Origin of the sequence: Terriglobus roseus DSM 18391, from assembly GCF_000265425.1 — a bacterium.
GTDB classification, from domain to species: Bacteria; Acidobacteriota; Terriglobia; order Terriglobales; family Acidobacteriaceae; genus Terriglobus; species Terriglobus roseus.
Genome location: NC_018014.1, coordinates 4,836,907 through 4,855,864 on the forward strand (window position 1 = coordinate 4,836,907; position 18,958 = coordinate 4,855,864).

Below are 18,958 nucleotides of genomic sequence, written 5' to 3' on the forward strand. Positions count from 1 at the left end.
ACCGGATGCTGACTGACATTGTTCTAGACGCCATGGGCTCTGATAAGGGCCCGGACCCGGAGATACGCGGCGCCATCGCCGCGTGCCGCCAGTTCCCAGTCCGTGTGCACCTCGTCGGGCCGGAGAACATGATCCGGCCGCTGCTGGAGGAACATCTCCGCGGCGAACGCCTGCCCATTCACGTGGTTCACGCCAGTGAGTGGATCAGCATGGACGACAAGGCTGCAGCGTCGGTTCGCTCCAAGAAAGACTCGAGCATGCGCGTGGGCCTTAAGCTGGTCCGCGAGGGCAAAGCTCGGGGTTTTGTCACAGCCGGCAACACCGGCGCCGCCATGGCCACGGCCAAAATGGTGCTTGGCACGCTTGACGGCGTCGATAGGCCAGCGCTCGCGACCATTCTGCCCACGCAGACTGGTTCGCCATGCGTCATGCTAGATGTTGGCGCCAACGTCGACAGCGATCCGCAGAATCTGGTGCAGTTCGCCCTGATGGGTCAGATCTATGCGCAGAACGTGCTTGGCATCCCCAAGCCGCGCGTCGGCCTGCTCTCCATCGGCGAGGAAGACAGCAAGGGAAACGCGCTAACCCGCGAAACCCTTCCCCTTCTCCGCGCGCTTGAGGGCGAGCAAATCTACCACTTCATCGGCAACGTGGAAGGCCGCGACCTCTTCAACGGCCGTTGCGACGTCGTCGTCTGCGACGGTTTCGTCGGCAACGTGGCCATCAAGACCACCGAAGGTGTCGCCAAGCTCGTCTCCGAAATCCTGAAGCAGACGCTCAAGGCGACGATCACCTCACAGGTCGGTGCCCTTCTCAGCCGCAAGGCCTTCAAAAACTTCAAGCGCCGGCTCGATTACTCCGAGTACGGCGGAGCGCCACTATTGGGCGTGCGTGGTGCCTGCATCATCGGCCACGGATCGTCGAACGAAATCGCGATCCTGAACGCGATCCGCGTCGCGTCGCAGTTCGCACAGGCAGATGTGGCACGCCACATTGAAGCCTCGTTGAGCCGCATCAAGTAGCTACACCCCCTATGTAGATTTTTGTAGTCGGCGATGCAGTGCGTCCGGCACAATCCTGTGCATGACGCAGGATTCCCGCTCGACCGATCCCCGCTCGCTGCAGTGGCAGTCCTGGGCCATCCCCATGGCGGCTGGCTTTGTCTTCTCGTCGCTCGTGGTCCTGCTGGCTGTACCGGGCCCGGCGCACATCTTGTCGTGGCGAGGACTCTTCTCGCGCTCGGCGGGTTTGATGGCGCTGGCGGCTGCGGCCTCGCTCGCGATGCTCTGGGCCGTCGCGCGCACCTTTCGCGATCAGATCGCCGAACCCACCGCATCCCTGCGCGCCTATGCGTGGAGCGCCGCCATCTGGCTGCCGCTGCTCTTCATCCTCTGGTCGGAGCATGCAGTGTGGGTCATCCTCGCACCCGTCCCCATCGCCGCCATCCTCACGCACTTCACGCGGCGCCAGTGTCTCGCTGCAGAAGTCGCGCCCGTCCAGGACGACATGGAGACTGGCTATCCTGCCGCAACCGCGCAGACTGGCAGCGTCTCACTCACACGCTTCCGCAGCGCGATCTTCTCCGCGGCCGGTAGCGGAGCGGACGCTCTCTTCGCCGCAGCGACTGCGCCACGAACCATGATCGTCGGCTTGCCGGCCGTGGTCATCGCACTGCTGCTGCAAGCCGTCGCGTTCACCTTCGCCATCGGTCTGCCCGCACTCTCCGAGACGCTGTTGATCCTTCTCACGGCGGCAACCGTCTGGCTCTTCACCACCGTGGCGCCGCAAGAACCAGGTTCCACCTCGCTCGCAGGCACACGCGGTCGCCGAGCTGCCGTGCTTCCCTGCTTCCTGCTGACATGCCTGGCACTGACGCCGCTGCTGCAGGCTGGACTGAACGCAAGCGCCTTCAGCCACGCCGTCATGGCGGGTGCACGAGCAGTCACGCCGCCGGCAATCCAACGCGATCCAGGTCATGCCTACACCGGTGTCGTCCTGCTCGCGCCGCCGATGCCCCGGCGCAAGATCCTGACGCCCGCACCCGTCAGTCTGCAGACACACAGCTTCCGGCCGGCACGTCCGCTCGTCATTCCGTTCGACGGTGCCTACCGCTATCTGGCGCTCTATCCGCAACGCGGCGCACATGAACTGCTCACACAACGCGGCGATCCCGTCATCGCCAACGTCCACACCACCGATAACTCACCGCTCACCATGGAGGCACGTCAGCGGCTCGGCGGCCGCATCCAGGCAAGCTGCTGCCGCGGCATCGACGTAGACGTAGTCAACGGCGACGACCGCTTCGGCCGCATCGACATCGAGATGCTGCTGGAAGACGTGACACCCGGAGGCAAGACGGTGACACGATCCCTCGGCACGGCGCCCGTACGCTCCAGCCTCGAGAAACGCATCTCTATCAACCGCGCACCGATCAACGAAACGCTGCACTTTGACATCGCCGCCAATGCGTCTCAGATGCAGTTCAACAACATCCTTCTACGCTTCAAACTCTCAGAACACCGCAACCGCGCAGGAGCGAAGGTTCGCATCAAGGACTTCCGACTAACTCCATAAGTGAAGTGCATCCTGTAACCGCAACACCAAGGCCAGAGCGAATGCTCTGGCCTTGTCTTCTCAGACACCGAGTAACTTACTTCACCGCCTCAATCATCGCTTCCACCTGCAGATGCCGCGTACTGCCCACAATGTCGATCTCCCCCAGTGATACGGACTTACCGTCGGCAAGCGTCGTTACGCCCTCCAGCAGCGTTTGACGAATCATAGGATCTTCGCTGGCACCGGTCTTTTCGTCGGCTAGTGAAGACTGCTCCACCTTCGACTTCAAGCGGACGCCACCGCCGTACTCTTCGACCTGAGAATCGAAGTTGAGGCCGACGTCCAGATACGCAATCTGCCTTCCGGGATCGGCCGCCTGCGCCCCCTTCGTCACGGTCAACGGCACACGGCTGCCCTGCTTCATCTGCATGCGCTGCCCCGGTGCCAGCGTCATGGTGTAGCGAGCCACCCCAATGCGCTTACCGCCGTCACTGTCAGTAAACGTGTAAGTCAGCCGGTAGAGCTTGCTCGGCACGTCCAGCTTGGCCACCAGATCTTCAGTGAGTTTTAGATCTTCCGGGCCTCCCACGGCAGCAATTTCACCACGAGACGGAACCAGCATAATGCGCAGTTGCGGCGACACCAGGTTTCGTATGGCTGTGACTATCTCGTTCTGCTCTGCCTGGGTACTGGCGTAATGAAGAGGGTAAGTGCGCAGAATATGTGGCCCCGCCTGCTGCGGCGGCGCTGGTGCGTTGGTGCCGGCAGTTGGTGACTGCGACAACGCCGCGCCACATGGGGACAGCAGCGCGCAAAGCGCAGCAGTAGCAAGAGAGATCTTCATTGGGTTCCTCCTCCGGATTCCATCAAGGTCGTGTCAGTCCTGTCAGGTTGAGCGATTGGCGGAGCGGGCTTGAAGAACTCGCTCACCTGATCTTTTTCCGCCTGGTAGCGGTCGTCACGCGGACCGGGGCCCAGTCGCGCAAGTTGCACGGGATCATCCCGATGCGCCAGCCGTATCAACAGGCGCTCCTGCTCGGTAAGTGGCAGGGGTGGCGCCGGAAAGCTCTGCGGCTGTGCCGTGGCGTTCGCTGTGTCGTGCGGAATAGTTACGTCAGGCACCAAGCGGCGAGACGGCGCACCTTCTCGCCGCTTGATCACCACAGCAACCCGGGCCGGCGGCTGCGTTGCAATCATCGGTTCCACCAACGGCGCATGATGCGCAACCTTGCTCGTCCGCCGCTCGTGTGAAGGACGCATCACGATAGCGACAAGCACCGCACACACAGCCACAGCACCTGCGAGCCGCAGAGCATGCGACCAGTCTCCAAACCAGCGCACACTCGTAGCTTCCGGCTGTGCCTCACGCAGCGCTTGCGCAATGCGCACTTCCAGCGAAGCATCCGGCGCAACTTCACGCAGACCACGCAATACCCTTTCAAGATTCTTGTCGATGTCGTTCATCGCGCCGACCTCCGATTCAAACGTTCGCGCAGCCGTGTTCGCGCACGGAACAGCAGTGCACGCACAGCCGATTCACTGCGGCCCAGCACGGCCGCCATCTCTGCGTGATTCATCTCTTCCACTGCGGCCAGCAACAACACATGCCGCTCCGCCTTCGGTAGCCGCTCAATCTCCGCGAGCACCGCCTTCAACTCCAGCGCCTCTGCAACGGCACGATCCGCCGGCAGCTCTGCCGATACCAGCGACTGCGCAAAGGCATCCTCCATCTGATCCGGCCGCAACTTACGGCGACGGTCCAGCGCCAGGTTCCACGCGATCCGTACCAGCCACACGCGCATGTCACGGACATCGGGCAACGACATGCGATGTTGCACGACACGCAGGAACGTCTCCTGCACCACGTCATCCGCCTCAGCCCGGTTGCGCAGTACAGCATGCGCCATGCGGAACAGCAGCGGCGTATACGCGGGCACCAGCGACTCCACCGTGATGACCGGCGCGGCTTCTTCTGCTTCAGACAACGACAGGCCGCACCCTTCCGCGTAGATCATGATTACTCTCTACAGGGAAAGACGGTGCGGCCGACATCGCGCTCGAATTATTTTTAGGACTTCGACAGGCTTACTTGCCGTGCGTGACCCGGTACAGGATGCCGTTCTGTTCGTCGCCCAGCAGGATGCTGCCATCCTGCATCTGCGCCAGGCCAAATGGCCGTGCAAAGCGAGCCCATCCACTTCCGCCCTTCACGGGCATCAGGAAGCCTTCGACGAATGGTGTCATCGTCTTCGCACTCCCACCTTCAAAGTGGATACGTACGACCTCGTAACCACTGGGCGGATTCGCTCCCCAGGATCCGTGCATCGTCGCAAGCGCATCGCCGTTGTAGTCCGCGGGCAGGCCCGTGCCACTCAGAAAGATCAACTGCATACCGGACGCGTGCGCCGCCCACGTCAGCACAGGCCGCGTCGACTTCGCATCCCACTGATCCAACGTCACGCCGTGCGGCGGAGTCAGGTACAGGTTGCGCTCGCCGTCGCCCAGAATGTACGGCCAGCCGTAGTCCTTCCCCATCTCCAGCTTATTCAGCTCCTCCCGCTGCGCTTTATCACCCTGCCAGTCGACACCGTCATCCCAGCCATACAGCGCACCCGTTGCCGGCTGAAACGCAAAGCCAATGGTATTGCGCAGACCGGTTGCAAAGGTCTCTTTGCCGCTACCGTCCAGGTTGAAACGCTGCATGGTGGCGTTGGCCTTGTTGTGCTCCTCGCAGGTGTTGCAGGTACTGCCGACGGAGACATACAGCTTGTTATCCGGCCCAACGGCCAGCGTGCGGTCGACGTGCTGGCCCGCGTCCGGCAGGTCCTTGATCAGCAGCTTCGACGTACCCAGCGTTCCATCGGCTTGGATGGGAGCACTGTAAACCTCTTTGATCGTCACGTAGTACATCGTGCCGTCATGGATCACCATGCCATGCACATCTTCCAGCGCCACCACCTGCTTCTTCGTGGCGCCGTCCGGCGACAACATCGTGATGGTGCCGGCGTCGCGGCTGCTCACATAGATATTTCCAGCACGCGAGATCACGATCACGCGCGGACTCTCAAGCCCTTCGGCAAACTTCGCAATATGAAATCCCGCAGGCAGCTTCAGCTTCGCAAGGTTCTCCGGCGTAGCCTTCAGCGGTGCGGGCAGAACCACGTTGACCTGGTGCGTCTCCCTGCTCGGGTTGGGCATTGCCTGCGCATGCACCATGGCAGAAGAGATCAGTACGGCGGCGGAGGCGATCGAAGCAAGCGTGCGTTTCATATCTCTACGGATGCCTCCGAACCTTGCGCTGGATGCTGCATCCGCTAGGTTCGACACCGAACATGGCGCAATTCTGCCTACCCGGATGCGTGTTACTGCGTCCTACAGAAGCGGAGTAGTACTGAGGTGAAAACGATGAAACACCCGCTTGCAATCACCGCTCTATGCGCCGGACTTGCATTGGCGCCATCCATGGGTTGGGCGCAGTCAAACGCTGCGGCGACGCAGCCGAACGCGACAACCCCACAGGACTACAACAGCAAGACCTGGTCCCAGGAGGACGCCGGCCGCATCGTGCAGGAAGTACGCCACCGCCTCCTGAGCCTACCCAACTACAGCGTCTTTGACTCGCTCTCGTTCGGCATCCAGGGCCGCACCATCGTGCTGCGCGGCTTTGCCTCACGACCCACACTCAAGCAGGACGCACAACGCGCCGTGAAGGACATTCCAGGCGTGGAGACGGTCAACAACCAGATCAAGGTACTGCCGCTCTCCCCGATGGATGACCGCATACGGGTCGCCGTCTACGTCCGCATCTACACGCAACCCGCGCTGCGCAGATACACCGGCGCACCCGTTGGCTTTGGCATGGCGCCGTCCGTCGCGCTGCAGGCCGGCGGCATCACGAACGATCCACCGCGCGGCTACCACGCCATCCACATCATCGTGGACCATGGCCACGTCACACTCACCGGCGTAGTCGATCGCGAGTCCGACGCGAACATCGCCTCCATGCAGGCCAACGGCACACCCGGCGTCTTCTCCGTCGACAACGACATCGTGATCGCCGGACAAGCGCCGCGAGAAAAAATGGACTAGCCGCGGTTCTGGTCGTCCTTACCTTCAAACAAGGTAAGGACGACCTACCGGCTCAACCCAACCGCAGCCTTCATCTTGCCCCAGACCCACTTCGGCATCGTCGACCGCACCATGTGGTTCCGCAGCGCCTCATACGTCGACATACCCATGCTGTATCCAAGAATCAGGCGCAGCAGCTCTGGATCTTCCTTCGACTTACGCACCAGCGCATCGATGCGGTCGCTGCCATTGAACAACCGGCTCTGAATGTCCACCGAGTGCTGCAGATCGCTGCCAATCTCCCGCTGCCATGCCACCTGGTAACCGCTCAGCGATCGCGCGTCATACCTCTTGGATCGGATAGCCGTCAGCGCCGCATCCGCTGCCAGTGAGCCGCTGGTCATCGCGTAGTAGATCCCCTCGGCCGTGAACGCATTCACAAACCCGCCCGCATCCCCCGCCAGCAGAACACGATCCGTATAAGTCTTCTCCAGCGGCCCGCTGATCGGAATGGGAAATGCTTTGTATCCCTCAGGGTTGGTCTCGCCAGTCACATCGCCCTTGGCCTTCAACTGATCGACCCACTCCCCATGAAACTCCGCACCCTTGCCGCGCAGCTTCGTCAGGTACCAATCCAGCTTGCATGCATACCCCAGGTTCAGGTGCTCGGTCTTCGGGAAGATGTAGCCATACCCAAAGGCCTCCTTCAGCGTAAGGAAGATGTAGATGCTCTCGCGATCCTTCACATCCAGCCGGTCGTAGGTCGTCTCTTCCATCATGTCGATGGCGTACAGCTTGTGCGCCGCCTCATCCCGCAGCCCCGTATGTCGCGCAATCACAGAGTTCGCAGAGTCCGCACCAATGATCATCGGCGCCGTAAACAGCTCGCCCGTACTGCTCTCCAACTCGACATGGTCCGGCTTCACAATGCAGCGGCGAATCATCACGCCAGTGCGCACCGTGCAGACACTCTCCGCTCGCCGAAACAACGCCGCATCAAACTCCCATCGGCGAATCAGATGCAGACACGTGCTGTCCGCCTGATACGTCGCGCGCGTACCGTCCGGCGACTCCAGGTGGATACGGCTCAGCGGATTTACAGAAACCTCGCCCGCATCCAGAAACTCCCGCACATACGGAAACCTGTCCAGCAGACGAGCCGTCAGGCCGCCACCACAGGGCTTCTCACGCGGAAACGCCGCCGCCTTGTCCAGCAGCAGAACCCTTACGCCGGCCAGTCCCAGTTGATACGCAGCAGTAGCACCTGCAGGGCCACCGCCCACAATGATGATGTCGAAGGTGTTGTCCATCAAATCCATTGTAGGCAATGCGCCTTCCGCCAACGCCCGCATCGCGTATAACCATTGCGTACTTCTGTTTCTCCACTTACAAAAGCTGTTGAGGAAACAATGCGATTTGCAGTAGCTGCACTGGCAGTCATGATGGTTTCAACGAGCACGGCGCTCGCGCAGACGTCCACCACGCTCACCTCGGACGAAACCGCAAAAGTCGACGCCGCCGTCAAGGCCGCCTTCGACAAAAGCGGCGTTCCCAGCGCCGTCGTCGGCATCCGCCGCGGAGGCTCCCTCGTCTACACCAGGGCCTTCGGCAACGCCATCGTGGAGAAAGCTCTCCCCGCACAGACGACCATGGCCTACCCGGTCGGCTCCATCTCCAAACAGTTCACCGCAGCCTGCATTCTTCTCCTCCAGGAGCAGGGCAAGCTCAAACTCGACGACCCAGTCTCCAAGTGGTTTCCCGAATTCACGCGTGCCAACGAAGTCACCATCCGCAACCTGCTGACCCACACAAGCGGCTACAGCGACTACGCCCCCCAGGACTACACCATCCCTGCGTGGACGAAGCCGATCGACAGCTACAAGCTCATCCGCGAGTGGGCAACAAAACCCCTCGACTTCGACCCCGGCACCAGGTGGCAGTACAGCAACACCAACTTCCAGATGGCCGCACTCATCGTCGAAAAGATCACCGGCCAGCCCTTCCACAACTACCTCTGGGCCAACGTCATCCAGCCGCTCAAACTCGAAGGCGTACTCGACCTCGACACCGACCGCACCAAGCTCAAGCCGCACGGCTACGAGCGCCACGCACTAAGCCCGCCGCGCCCCGCCATTCTTGAAGCACCCGGCTGGTACAGTGGCGACGCCATCCTCGCCATGCCCGTCGCCACACTGCTCGCATGGGACGAGAGCATCGTCCACCGCACACTGCTGAAGCCCGAAAGCTACGACGCCATGGAGACCGACTTCAAGCTCAAAGACGGCAGCAGCTCCCACTACGGCCTCGGCGTCTTCGTCGCGCACTCCGGCGGCAAAACCATCCTCTTCCACGGCGGCGAAGTCGGCGGCTTCGTCTCAAACAACGTCGTCGATCTCACCGACGACATCGCCTACGCCGCACTCACCAACTTCGAAGGCCCCGGTGCAGACGCCATCACCAGCGCCATCCGTCCCATCCTCATCGCATCGCCGCCACGTGCCGTCAGACCCGCAGCAGCACCTGAACAGACCAGCGTACCCGCCGCCCCCGTCTACACACCCGCACCCGCCGAACAGGCCAAGGCAATCCTCACCAGCTTGCAGACAGGCAAGATCGATCGATCCCTCTTCACACCCGACGCCAACTTCTACTTCAGCAACGGCACGCTCTCGGACTTCGCCACAAGCCTCGCACCACTTGGCCCCATCGTCACCATCGCCCAGACCAGCGAAGCGCTGCGTGGCGGCATGACCTACCGCACCTATGACGTGAAGTTCGCCACACGCACACTGTCGTTGAACTCTTACACACAGAAGGACGGCAGGATCGAACAGTTCCTCGTAAACGGCGACTAACGGAATACCGCGCGCGTCCAATCAGGCGTGAGGTTTCGCATGTTCGCTCGTTCGATCCGTTTCGCCGTCCTCGCCACCACACTTGCCCTGCCGCTATGCGGCTACGCGTTGGATCGCGGCACCTTCCCGGTGCCCACGCAGGACGTCGCAAAAGCTCCCGGCAAGCTGCAAGTGGCCGTCTTCGCCGGCGGCTGCTTCTGGGGCACGCAGAGCGTCTTCGAACGCGTCAAGGGCGTGAAGAAAACCGTCGTCGGCTATGCGGGAGGCAAAGCCAACACCGCCACCTACGACCAGGTCACCACCGAGACCACCGGCCACGCCGAATCCGTCGAAGTCACCTACGATCCCGCCGTCATCACCTACGGCGGCCTGCTGCGCATCTTCTTCTCCGTCGCGCACGACCCCACACAACTCAACCGCCAGGGACCGGACGAAGGCACGTCCTACCGCTCGGCCATCTTCTTCAACACGCCCGACCAGCAACGCATCGCGCAGGCCTACATCGCGCAGCTGAACGCCGCGCACGCCTTCAAGTCAAAGATCGTCACCGATGTCACACCGCTGAAAGGCTTCTACCGCGGCGAAGACTACCACCAGGACTACGCCCTGCATAACCCGAACAACCCCTACATCCAGACCTGCGACCGCCCAAAGATCGAAGCACTCAAGCGCGAGTACCCAGACCTCTTCGTCGATTACAAAGGCCAGTAAAAGCAGTAAAAACAAGAATCCCGGGTGCCCGCTCAACCAAGTACCCAAACAATCGGGTGCCCCAACAATCGGGTGCCCCATTCTTTGCGAAGCAAAGGGTGGGTTATCGCGCAAAGCGCGACCTACGATCCCCAGGCCGCACGAATGTCTGTGCCACACGGATGCATGTGCCACGGGGATAAATGTGCCGCACGAATCTTCGCGCCGCACAGATTCCGCGCCTCACAGATATTCGGGCCACACAGATCCCAGCGCCGCACAGATCCCAGGCCGCACGAATGTCTGCGCCGCACGAATGAGGGTCATTCGGAAGGGCACAGCTTCAGCTGTGCCAACAACGCCCCTAAAACAGACCGGGCTTTAGCCCCTGAGGTCAGCGTTCTTCCGCGATAGCACGAATGCAAACCAGTAAAGCCAGATTCCTTAACCCGAATAACGGCACAACGCAATCTATGCCGTTACAACCAACGATCCGTCTGCAGCGATTACATCTTCCCAATACTGATCAAAGCAGGCGCACTCCGCTGCGTAGGCACACGCCGCGTCCAGTCCGGAAACCCAAGCTCCGGCATCGGCTTCGCCACAAACAACTTATGACACTGCGCCGCCGTCCACCGGGCCCACGCCTTGCTCTTCTTCTTCCGCGCGCTGTCCGTAGAGATACCGGTACCCGCATACATCTGCCGGTAAAGCTTCGACAGAAACATAAACGCCACACGAGCCTTCAAATTCGGCGTGCATGCACTGCGTTCCCAGATGGCAGGCCAGTCATAGAATTTATCCCACACCTTCTGCGTGCGCTCGCTGATCTCGCCGGAACTCATCGTCGGGTGCGGCGTAAACATCTTCGGCCGCGACTCCGTCGGAATCAGCCAGTACCGCGTGATCGGCACACCATCGATCACCGTCGGATTCTTCGCCTGCTCCTTCTCCCAGCGGCCGAAGTCCACCGTCCCGGGAAAGGGCGTCATCATCACGAACTGCGCAAACGTAACGCCCGCCTTCAGAGCCATGGCTACCGTCGCGTCAAAGGTCGCAGGCTTATCCGTTGGCAGGCCAAAGATGAACGACCCCAGCACGTGTACGCCATGTTGCTTGAACGTCTGTAACTGCTTCGCCAGCGCGTCGCCGGAGTAGTTCCAATCCTTGAAGACAGCCTTCAAACCCTCAGGAGTGACAGCCTCCACCCCCACCAGCGCGCCCTTGATATTCGCGCGCTTCATCGCATCCAAATACTCAGTGTCCTCGCCCGCTTCCATGGTGATCTGCGTGAAGAAAACCATGTCCTTCGGTAACTTGCTCAGCTCGTCCATCAGCTCAAAACGCTCGTTGCGTATCGCCGTCAACTCCGCGATGCGCGCCTCGTTGTTCTGCTCACGCGCCAGTCGCAGATCGGTCAGCGTCACCGGGTAGAAGTTATCGTCCGCGAGGGCAATAAATCGGAAACCGATGCGGCGCAGGTTCACAATCTCATCGATCACGCTCTGGAACTTGCGCTGTCGCGGCTGCTGCCCATCCGTACGCCACACACTGCAGAACGAGCAATGCTTCGGGCATCCACGAATCGTCTGCACCGACGCCCACATGTAGTGATCGCGATTCATCAGGTCCCAGCGTCCCGCCAAAAACTCATTGCCCTGGATGCGTCCGCCTTCGTAGATCCGCGTGCTCTCTGCAAGCCCCATCGAAGGCGATCCCGCAGCGATACAGTCGCGCACCACGTTGCCCCACGCAATATCGCCATCGCCCTTCACCACGGCATGCGCCTCGCCAATCTCCAGGCACTCCTCCGGGAACAGCGTCGCGTGAATGCCGCCATAAACCACCCACGCGCCACGAGCCCGCGCCATGCGGCCAACGGCGTATCCACGCAGTGCATTGCCGGTATGGACACTGACACCGACAATGTCCCCCGGCTTAATCGTCTCCGGGTTAACCTGCTCGATCGATTCGTCCACCAGGATCGGATCGCCCGCAACCTCTGGTGTTGCCGCTGCCAGAACAAAGAGCCAGCGCGGCGTAATGACCGCAGTGCCAAAGGAGTTATCGCTGGGGTTAATGAGGTGAACGCTCAAATCGGATCCCTTTCCTCGTACGAAGTACGTGGTACGTGGCATCCAAGAGCATCCCCTCTGGCCGACCGGTCAGGAACCGGGCAGCGGCGAACGTGGGGAACGTCCTAAGTTGTCCCCAGAATCATACGCTTTTGTGTTCTACCCGACATTTCCCGAACAGACGGGTTCCCCATTCTTTGCGAAGCAAAGAATGGTATCGCCCGTCAGCGCGACCACTTTTTTCTGCCGAGGTGTCGCACCATGCGCGACTCGATCGCGTCGCGCCTTGCAGATCTTCCGTCAGAGGCAACCAGGCACGACAAACTCCTGCCCCCGGGAGTAAGATTTTCGCCGCTGCGATCTCTCCGGGGCCTGCGCGCCCTGATTCGCAAAGAAGGAGCCCTCCGACATGGCCACAACACCCGCACTGAATCCCGCCACCGGCGACCATCCACTCCACCTGCGCAAGCAGTACGACAACTACATCGGCGGCCGTTGGATCGCGCCCGCCAGCGGCCAGTACTTCGATAACGTCACACCCGTCACCGGCGAAGTCCTCTGCCAGATCGCACGCTCCAACGCAGCCGATGTCGACAAGGCGCTCGACGCGGCACACGCCGCGCGTGCCGCATGGGGACGCACCAGCACCACGGAACGCGGCCGCCTGCTCGAGCGGATCGCCCAGCGCATCGAAGACAATCTCGAACTGCTCGCAACCGTCGAGACCTGGGACAACGGCAAGCCCATCCGCGAAACCATGGCCGCCGACCTTCCGCTGATGGTCGATCACTTCCGCTACTTCGCCGGTGTCATCCGCGCCGAAGAAGGCACCATCTCCGAGATCGACGCAACCACCGTCGCCTACCACTACAACGAACCTCTCGGCGTCGTAGGCCTCATCATCCCGTGGAACTTCCCGCTGCTCATGGCCGCATGGAAACTCGCGCCCACACTCGCCGCCGGCAACACCGTCGTGCTGAAGCCCGCAGAACAGACACCGCTCTCGATCCTCGTCTTCATGGGTCTCATCGAAGACATCCTGCCGCCGGGCGTCCTCAACGTCGTGAACGGCTTCGGCCTCGAAGCAGGCAAGCCGCTCGCATCGTCGCCGCGCATCAAGAAAATCGCCTTCACCGGCGAGACGACCACCGGCCGCCTCATCATGCAGTACGCCTCGCAGAATCTCATCCCGGTCACGCTCGAACTCGGCGGCAAGAGCCCCAACATCTTCTTCGAAGACGTCATGCGCGAAGACGATGCCTTCTTCGACAAGGCACTCGAAGGCTTCGCAATGTTCGCCCTCAACCAGGGCGAAGTCTGCACCTGCCCCTCACGCGCACTCGTCCAGCAGAGCATCTACGACCGCTTCATGGAGCGCGCCATCCAGCGTGTCGAAGCCATCAAGCAGGGCTCACCACTCGACAAGACCACCATGATCGGCGCGCAGGCCTCGTCCGAGCAGCTTGAAAAGATCCTGAGCTACATGGACATCGGCAAACAGGAAGGGGCAAAGGTCCTCACCGGCGGCAAGCGCGCCGAGATGTCCGGCGATCTCGCCAACGGCTTCTACGTGCAGCCCACAGTCTTTGAAGGCAACAACAAGATGCGCATCTTCCAGGAGGAGATCTTCGGACCGGTCGTCTCGGTCACGACCTTCAAGACGGAAGACGAGGCGCTCGAGATCGCGAACGACACGCTCTACGGCCTGGGAGCCGGCGTGTGGACACGCGACATGAACCGCGCCTTCAACTTCGGCCGGGGCATTGAAGCAGGCCGCGTCTGGACCAACTGCTACCACCTCTACCCCGCCCACGCAGCCTTCGGCGGCTACAAACAGAGCGGCATCGGCCGCGAGAACCACAAGATGATGATTCATCACTACCAGCAGACGAAGAACGTCCTCGTCAGCTACAGCCCGAACAAGCTCGGCTTCTTTTAAACGGTTTGCCCTCCCGTAGCGCAGTATCGGGCCTGCACGAATGCTGATCCGCCAAGCTGATGCTCCGGATCACTGAAGCAGGCATGCAGCCAACTCGATGCTGCGCTGCGGGAGGGTAAAGTTACGACACCGATGAGCGACACAACCACCATCCCCGAACAAGTTCACCGCACCCCCGCGGCCACAGCACTCATGGAACAACTCGAAGCAAAACACGGCCCACTCATGTTCCACCAGAGTGGCGGCTGCTGCGACGGCTCCTCGCCGATGTGCTACCCACGAGGCGAATTTCTTGTAGGCGATCAGGACGTCCTGCTCGGCACGCTCGGCGAAACCCCGTTCTACATCTCCGGTCCGCAGTTCGAATACTGGAAACACACCGAACTGACACTCGACGTAGTTCCCGGCCGAGGCGGCATGTTCTCACTCGACAATGGCGAAGGCGTCCGCTTCCACATCCGCTCCCGCGTGTTTAACGATGCAGAGATCGCCGCTCTGCGCTCCGCCGGGCGCATCTAGACTCTCCAACGCTTGTCATCCCGCAGCGCGTCTCCCGCGTTCCGCACCCAGCCGCAAATGCCAGGCGCCCGGAAGGGCACAGCTTCAGCTGTGCCAAGGACCTCCCCAACAAGACGGGCTTTAGCCCCTGAGGTTTAGCTTTCTTTCCAACAAACAACCCGAAAGCCTCCGCATGAAACGCTCTCGCGTTCCGCACCTAGCCGCAAATGCCAGGCGCCCGGAAGGGCACAGCTTCAGCTGTGCCAATGACCTCCCCAACAAGACGGGCTTTAGCCCCTGAGGTTTAGCTTTCTTTCCAACAACAACCGAAAGCCTCCGCATGAAACGCTCGCGCGCTCCGCGCCCAACCGCAAATGCTAGGCGCCCGGAAGGGCACAGCTTCAGCTGTGCCAAGAACCTCCCCAACAAGACAGGCTTTAGCCCCTGAGGTTTAGCTTTCTTTCCAACAAACAACCGAAAGCCTCTGCATGCAACGCTCTCGCGCTCCGCGCCCAACCACGAATGCCAGGCGCCCGGAAGGGCACAGCTTCAGCTGTGCCAAGGACCTCCCCAACAAGACGGGCTTTAGCCCCTGAGGTTTAGCTTTCTTTCCAACAAACAACCGAAAGCCTCTACACGCAACGCTCTTACGTCACGCTCTACAGGCGTGCCCGCAGCCACCCACAGCATGTCAGACGTCCCAATGCGCGCGTGGTTCGCGCAAGGCGCGAACAGGAGGAGCCGTGGCCTTCAGGCCACGGCCAAATAGGAGCTTCAGCCCCGGCCCCTCAAAACAGCAAGGGCGCCGCGAACGCGGCGCCCTTCCCCAAACCAACAACCATCTAGGCGTTATACGAAGAAGAAGCCACACGCCCGCCCGTACCAGTCCAGTTCACATGGAAGTACTTCCCACGCGGCTGATCGACCCGCTCAAACGTATGCGCACCAAAGAAGTCCCTCTGAGCCTGCAACAGATTCGCAGGCAAAGTCGCCGTCCGATAGCCGTCGAAGAAGGAAAGCGCAGTCGTAAACGCCGGCATCGGAATCCCCGCAGCTACACCGTGGCCGATCGCCCTTCGCCACTTCGAAACGTACTTCGTCAAAGCATCCTTGAAGAAGTCATCCAGCAACAGGTTCGCCAAGTCAGGATTCTTGTCATAAGCCTTCTTGATGTCGGACAAAAACGCCGAACGGATGATGCATCCACCGCGCCACATCAACGCAATGCCGCCAAGGTTCAGCTTCCAGCCGTACTCCCGCTCAGCCGCCCGCAGCAGCATGTAACCCTGCGCATAGCTGATGATCTTCGAGCAGTAAAGAGCACACCGAACATCCTCGATGAACGCTGCCTTGTCCGTAATCGCGGGAGTGTCCGTCGGTCCACGGAAGACCTTCGAAGCAGCCACGCGCTCATCCTTCAACGAAGACAGGCACCGCGCAAAGACGCTCTCGCCAATCAGCGTGACAGGCTGCCCCAGGTCCAGCGCATTGATCGCCGTCCACTTGCCCGTGCCCTTCTGTCCGGCCGTATCCAGGATCTTGTCGACCATGGGCGAGCCGTCCTCGTCCTTCTTGGCAAAGATCTTCTCGGTGATCTCAATCAGGAAGCTGTCGAGCTCGCCCTTGTTCCACTCGGCAAAGACATCGTGCAGCTCGTCGGGGCTCAAGCCTAGACCGTCCTTCAGCATCTGGTAGGCTTCGCCGATCAACTGCATGTCGCCGTACTCGATGCCGTTATGAACCATCTTCACGTAGTGCCCGGCGCCATCCGGACCGACCCAGTCACAGCAGGGAGTGCCATCGTCCACTTTGGCAGCGATCGACTGGAAGATCTCCTTCAGGTGCGGCCAGCTCTCCGGGTTCCCACCCGGCATGATCGAAGGACCGAAGCGAGCGCCCTCTTCACCACCGGAAACGCCGGTGCCCAGGAAGAGGATTCCCTTGTCCGCAAGCTCCTTCGTGCGGCGGGTGCTGTCCGTGTACAGCGAGTTACCGCCGTCGATGATGATGTCGCCCTTGTCCAGAAACGGAACGATCGACTGAATCGTCTCATCCACGACACTTCCGGCCTTAACCATGATCATAATGCGGCGTGGAAGACGCAGTTTCTGGCACAATTCCTCGATCGAGTGCGTGCCAACAACCTTCGTTCCCTTCGCCTCATCAGCCAGGAAATCATCCACCTTCGAAGTGGTGCGATTGAACACGGCCACGGAGTAACCGTGGTCGTTCATGTTCAAAACAAGGTTCTGGCCCATCACCGCCAGGCCGATCAGACCGATGTCACACGTTGCTTCAGGCATCTGTGCAGTTCCCTTTCGTACCGGCTGCAAGAGTAACCCTGTCCAGCCAGCATGTGAACCATACAGTCTGCCGAGCTTACTTTTCTTCCTTTTTCTTGTTGCGCGCACGCACCTTAAACCAGATGGGCGAGCCAATAAACTTGAAGCTGGCGCGGATCTGGTTTTCAAGAAAGCGTTCATACGAGAAGTGAAGCTTCACATCGCGGTCTGTAAACAACACGAACGTGGGCGGCGCCACAGCGGCCTGCGTCATGTAGTAGATCCGCAGACGCTTGTTGTACGGCACGCCCGCCTTCTCGAATTCAACCGTATCCAGGAAGCGATTCATCTGTCCGGTGGTGACGCGCTTGCGGCGCTCACGCGCGACGAGCTGCACCTTCTTGAAAACTTCTTCGACGTTGATGCCGTCCTTCGCACTGATGAAGAGCAGCGGTGCATAGTCGAGATACTTCAGAGCGTCGCGCACCTGCTCGGTGTACGCCTTGATATCTGCAGGCGCCTTGCCGTCTTCGTAGTCGTCCTTGCCATCCGGACGCATGCGACCAGTAGTTACTTCGTCCCACTTATTGACGACGATGATGACGCTGCGGCCGCTCTCATGCGCGTACCCGCCGATGTTTGCGTCCAGCCCCGTCACACCCTCAGTCGCATCGATGATGAGCAGCGCAACGTCCGCTGCCTCAAGGTGCTTGCGCGCCATGATGACCGACAGCTTCTCCGCCATCAACGTGGTCTTACCCTTGCGGCGGATGCCGGCAGTATCCACAAAGCGGAAGCTATGGTCGTTACGCATGACGACTTCATCGACAGCATCGCGCGTGGTGCCTGCGATGGGCGAGACGATCGCGCGACCGGTACCGGTGAGTGCGTTCAGCAGCGTCGACTTACCAACGTTTGGCCGCCCAATGATGGCGACCCGCGTCTCCTTGCTAATGTGTTCGCCATGGCTGCGCAGCTTACGCTCGCGCTTCGTCTCATCGGTCTCTTCTACCTCTTCGACGTAGATATCGCCCAGGTCTTCGACTTCTTCTTCTTCCACCATCGGCAGCGCAGCGGAGACAGCCTCCAACAGATCGCCCATGCCAAGGCCGTGTTCACCACTTACTGGAAACACTTGCTTGAAGCCGAGCTGGCGGAAGTTCTCCGCATCGGTCGAGATCTTCTCCGTGTCCATCTTGTTGACGGCCAGGAAGATGGGCTTGCCACTCTTGAGCAGGATGCGTGCGAGTTCAATATCGGGCTGCGTCAGTTCGGCGCGGCCATCGACGACCTGCACGATAGCCTCAGCTTCCTCGAGCGCGATGCGCGCCTGCCGGAAGATCTCGGATGGGATGAGTGCTTCGTCGTCCGGAACGACGCCGCCAGTATCGACGATGCGCAGCAGGCGACCGTCGAATTCGACTTCGCCATAGATGCGGTCGCGCGTGATGCCAGGTTCGTCGCCCACAATGGAGCGGCGGGTACCGGTCAGGCGGTTGAAGATGGTACTCTTACCGACGTTCGGGCGGCCACAGATTGCGAAGAGCGGCGCGGCGATGGAGTCGCTGGGGCGCTGTACATCTTCGATCAGCGGCAGCATGGCCGCGAATGCGTTTTCAGTCTCCGGGTCGCTCAGCGATGCGATATTGACGCGCGAACGCACGCCCTCATCACCACCCATGCCGCGCGATCCACGCACCGGACGGTTCGTCGGTGCCTTTTCAGCGGGCTGTGCGCCGCCGGCCATCTGCGCGCCGGTAACAGCTTTGCCCTTCACACGCGTCGGTGACTGCGTGCGAACCTTGCTCTTGGTAAACGCCGCCTCCTTCTTCGCGGAGACGGTCTTGCGGCCCTTCGGCGAAGCTCCGCCAACCGACGTCGCCGACGCCTTCGCGCCCTTCGGCGTTACGCCTTTGTGCGGACGCGTCTGCGCCAACCTGTGCTTCTTACCGAGCCGTTTTTTCTCCTGTGCCATTGCGCCTGCCTGCTTCCCAC

At 60.9% G+C, this 18,958-nt stretch carries 15 protein-coding genes; 7 read left to right on the forward strand and 8 right to left on the reverse strand.

Annotated features, from left to right (window positions below; all coding sequences use genetic code 11):
* Positions 1-5: 5 nt before the first annotated feature.
* Positions 6-1,022 (forward strand): phosphate acyltransferase PlsX, encoded by a 1,017-nt coding sequence (gene plsX, locus TERRO_RS20035; protein ID WP_014787541.1) that lies wholly within the window; start codon positions 6-8, stop codon positions 1,020-1,022.
* Positions 1,023-1,083: 61 nt separating this feature from the next.
* Entirely contained in the window at positions 1,084-2,574 is a 1,491-nt protein-coding gene (locus tag TERRO_RS20040; protein ID WP_014787542.1) for a hypothetical protein, read from the forward strand.
* A gap of 76 nt (positions 2,575-2,650) precedes the next feature.
* Here the strand turns inward: TERRO_RS20040 and TERRO_RS20045 are convergent, their stop codons facing one another.
* From TERRO_RS20045 to TERRO_RS20060, 4 genes are all read right to left on the reverse strand, one after another.
* Positions 2,651-3,400, reverse strand: coding sequence for a hypothetical protein (locus TERRO_RS20045; RefSeq protein ID WP_014787543.1), 750 nt, complete (start codon positions 3,398-3,400; stop codon positions 2,651-2,653).
* Entirely contained in the window at positions 3,397-4,020 is a 624-nt protein-coding gene (locus tag TERRO_RS20050) for a hypothetical protein (protein WP_014787544.1), read from the reverse strand. The genes TERRO_RS20045 and TERRO_RS20050 overlap by 4 nt, the downstream gene beginning before the upstream one ends.
* Positions 4,017-4,571 carry an RNA polymerase sigma factor gene (locus TERRO_RS20055; RefSeq protein WP_014787545.1) on the reverse strand — a complete coding sequence of 185 codons (555 nt, stop codon included), beginning with the start codon at positions 4,569-4,571 and terminating at the stop codon, positions 4,017-4,019. The genes TERRO_RS20050 and TERRO_RS20055 overlap by 4 nt, the downstream gene beginning before the upstream one ends.
* 70 nt (positions 4,572-4,641) lie before the next feature.
* A complete protein-coding gene (locus TERRO_RS20060; RefSeq protein WP_014787546.1) occupies positions 4,642-5,826 on the reverse strand; it encodes a PQQ-dependent sugar dehydrogenase in 1,185 nt (394 codons plus the stop codon).
* Between the two features lie 135 nt (positions 5,827-5,961).
* Here TERRO_RS20060 and TERRO_RS20065 point away from each other — a divergent pair, with 135 nt between their 5' ends.
* Positions 5,962-6,645 (forward strand): BON domain-containing protein, encoded by a 684-nt coding sequence (locus TERRO_RS20065; RefSeq protein ID WP_014787547.1) that lies wholly within the window; start codon positions 5,962-5,964, stop codon positions 6,643-6,645.
* Between the two features lie 44 nt (positions 6,646-6,689).
* Here the strand turns inward: TERRO_RS20065 and TERRO_RS20070 are convergent, their stop codons facing one another.
* Entirely contained in the window at positions 6,690-7,934 is a 1,245-nt protein-coding gene (locus tag TERRO_RS20070; protein ID WP_157178462.1) for an NAD(P)/FAD-dependent oxidoreductase, read from the reverse strand.
* A gap of 99 nt (positions 7,935-8,033) precedes the next feature.
* On the opposite strand from TERRO_RS20070, the gene TERRO_RS20075 reads away from it, so the two are divergent.
* Both TERRO_RS20075 and msrA read left to right on the forward strand, forming a co-directional pair.
* Positions 8,034-9,479, forward strand: coding sequence for a serine hydrolase domain-containing protein (locus TERRO_RS20075; RefSeq protein ID WP_014787549.1), 1,446 nt, complete (start codon positions 8,034-8,036; stop codon positions 9,477-9,479).
* A gap of 39 nt (positions 9,480-9,518) precedes the next feature.
* Positions 9,519-10,190 (forward strand): peptide-methionine (S)-S-oxide reductase MsrA, encoded by a 672-nt coding sequence (gene msrA, locus TERRO_RS20080; protein ID WP_014787550.1) that lies wholly within the window; start codon positions 9,519-9,521, stop codon positions 10,188-10,190.
* 485 nt (positions 10,191-10,675) lie between these two features.
* Here the strand turns inward: msrA and TERRO_RS20085 are convergent, their stop codons facing one another.
* Positions 10,676-12,265: a B12-binding domain-containing radical SAM protein gene (locus tag TERRO_RS20085; RefSeq protein ID WP_157178463.1), complete on the reverse strand. Its 1,590-nt coding sequence runs from the start codon at positions 12,263-12,265 to the stop codon at positions 10,676-10,678.
* A gap of 388 nt (positions 12,266-12,653) precedes the next feature.
* On the opposite strand from TERRO_RS20085, the gene adh reads away from it, so the two are divergent.
* Positions 12,654-14,183, forward strand: coding sequence for an aldehyde dehydrogenase (gene adh, locus TERRO_RS20090; RefSeq protein ID WP_014787552.1), 1,530 nt, complete (start codon positions 12,654-12,656; stop codon positions 14,181-14,183).
* Between the two features lie 132 nt (positions 14,184-14,315).
* Positions 14,316-14,702, forward strand: a complete 387-nt coding sequence (locus tag TERRO_RS20095; RefSeq protein ID WP_014787553.1) for a DUF779 domain-containing protein — start codon at positions 14,316-14,318, stop codon at positions 14,700-14,702.
* Between the two features lie 821 nt (positions 14,703-15,523).
* Here TERRO_RS20095 and gnd read toward each other — a convergent pair.
* Together gnd and der are read right to left on the reverse strand one after the other, a co-directional pair.
* Entirely contained in the window at positions 15,524-16,984 is a 1,461-nt protein-coding gene (gene gnd, locus TERRO_RS20105) for a decarboxylating NADP(+)-dependent phosphogluconate dehydrogenase (RefSeq protein ID WP_014787554.1), read from the reverse strand.
* A 76-nt stretch (positions 16,985-17,060) separates the two neighbouring features.
* Positions 17,061-18,938, reverse strand: coding sequence for a ribosome biogenesis GTPase Der (gene der, locus TERRO_RS20110; RefSeq protein ID WP_014787555.1), 1,878 nt, complete (start codon positions 18,936-18,938; stop codon positions 17,061-17,063).
* Positions 18,939-18,958: the final 20 nt, after the last annotated feature.

Bases quoted from the DNA above. Each gene is read 5' to 3' on its own strand.
- plsX (WP_014787541.1), top strand. From the start codon at position 6: ATGCTGACTGACATTGTTCTAGACGCCATGGGCTCTGATAAGGGCCCG.
- TERRO_RS20040 (WP_014787542.1), top strand. From the start codon at position 1,084: ATGACGCAGGATTCCCGCTCGACCGATCCCCGCTCGCTGCAGTGGCAG.
- TERRO_RS20045 (WP_014787543.1), bottom strand. From the start codon at position 3,400: ATGAAGATCTCTCTTGCTACTGCTGCGCTTTGCGCGCTGCTGTCCCCA.
- TERRO_RS20050 (WP_014787544.1), bottom strand. From the start codon at position 4,020: ATGAACGACATCGACAAGAATCTTGAAAGGGTATTGCGTGGTCTGCGT.
- TERRO_RS20055 (WP_014787545.1), bottom strand. From the start codon at position 4,571: ATGATCTACGCGGAAGGGTGCGGCCTGTCGTTGTCTGAAGCAGAAGAA.
- TERRO_RS20060 (WP_014787546.1), bottom strand. From the start codon at position 5,826: ATGAAACGCACGCTTGCTTCGATCGCCTCCGCCGCCGTACTGATCTCT.
- TERRO_RS20065 (WP_014787547.1), top strand. From the start codon at position 5,962: ATGAAACACCCGCTTGCAATCACCGCTCTATGCGCCGGACTTGCATTG.
- TERRO_RS20070 (WP_157178462.1), bottom strand. From the start codon at position 7,934: ATGGACAACACCTTCGACATCATCATTGTGGGCGGTGGCCCTGCAGGT.
- TERRO_RS20075 (WP_014787549.1), top strand. From the start codon at position 8,034: ATGCGATTTGCAGTAGCTGCACTGGCAGTCATGATGGTTTCAACGAGC.
- msrA (WP_014787550.1), top strand. From the start codon at position 9,519: ATGTTCGCTCGTTCGATCCGTTTCGCCGTCCTCGCCACCACACTTGCC.
- adh (WP_014787552.1), top strand. From the start codon at position 12,654: ATGGCCACAACACCCGCACTGAATCCCGCCACCGGCGACCATCCACTC.
- TERRO_RS20095 (WP_014787553.1), top strand. From the start codon at position 14,316: ATGAGCGACACAACCACCATCCCCGAACAAGTTCACCGCACCCCCGCG.
- gnd (WP_014787554.1), bottom strand. From the start codon at position 16,984: ATGCCTGAAGCAACGTGTGACATCGGTCTGATCGGCCTGGCGGTGATG.
- der (WP_014787555.1), bottom strand. From the start codon at position 18,938: ATGGCACAGGAGAAAAAACGGCTCGGTAAGAAGCACAGGTTGGCGCAG.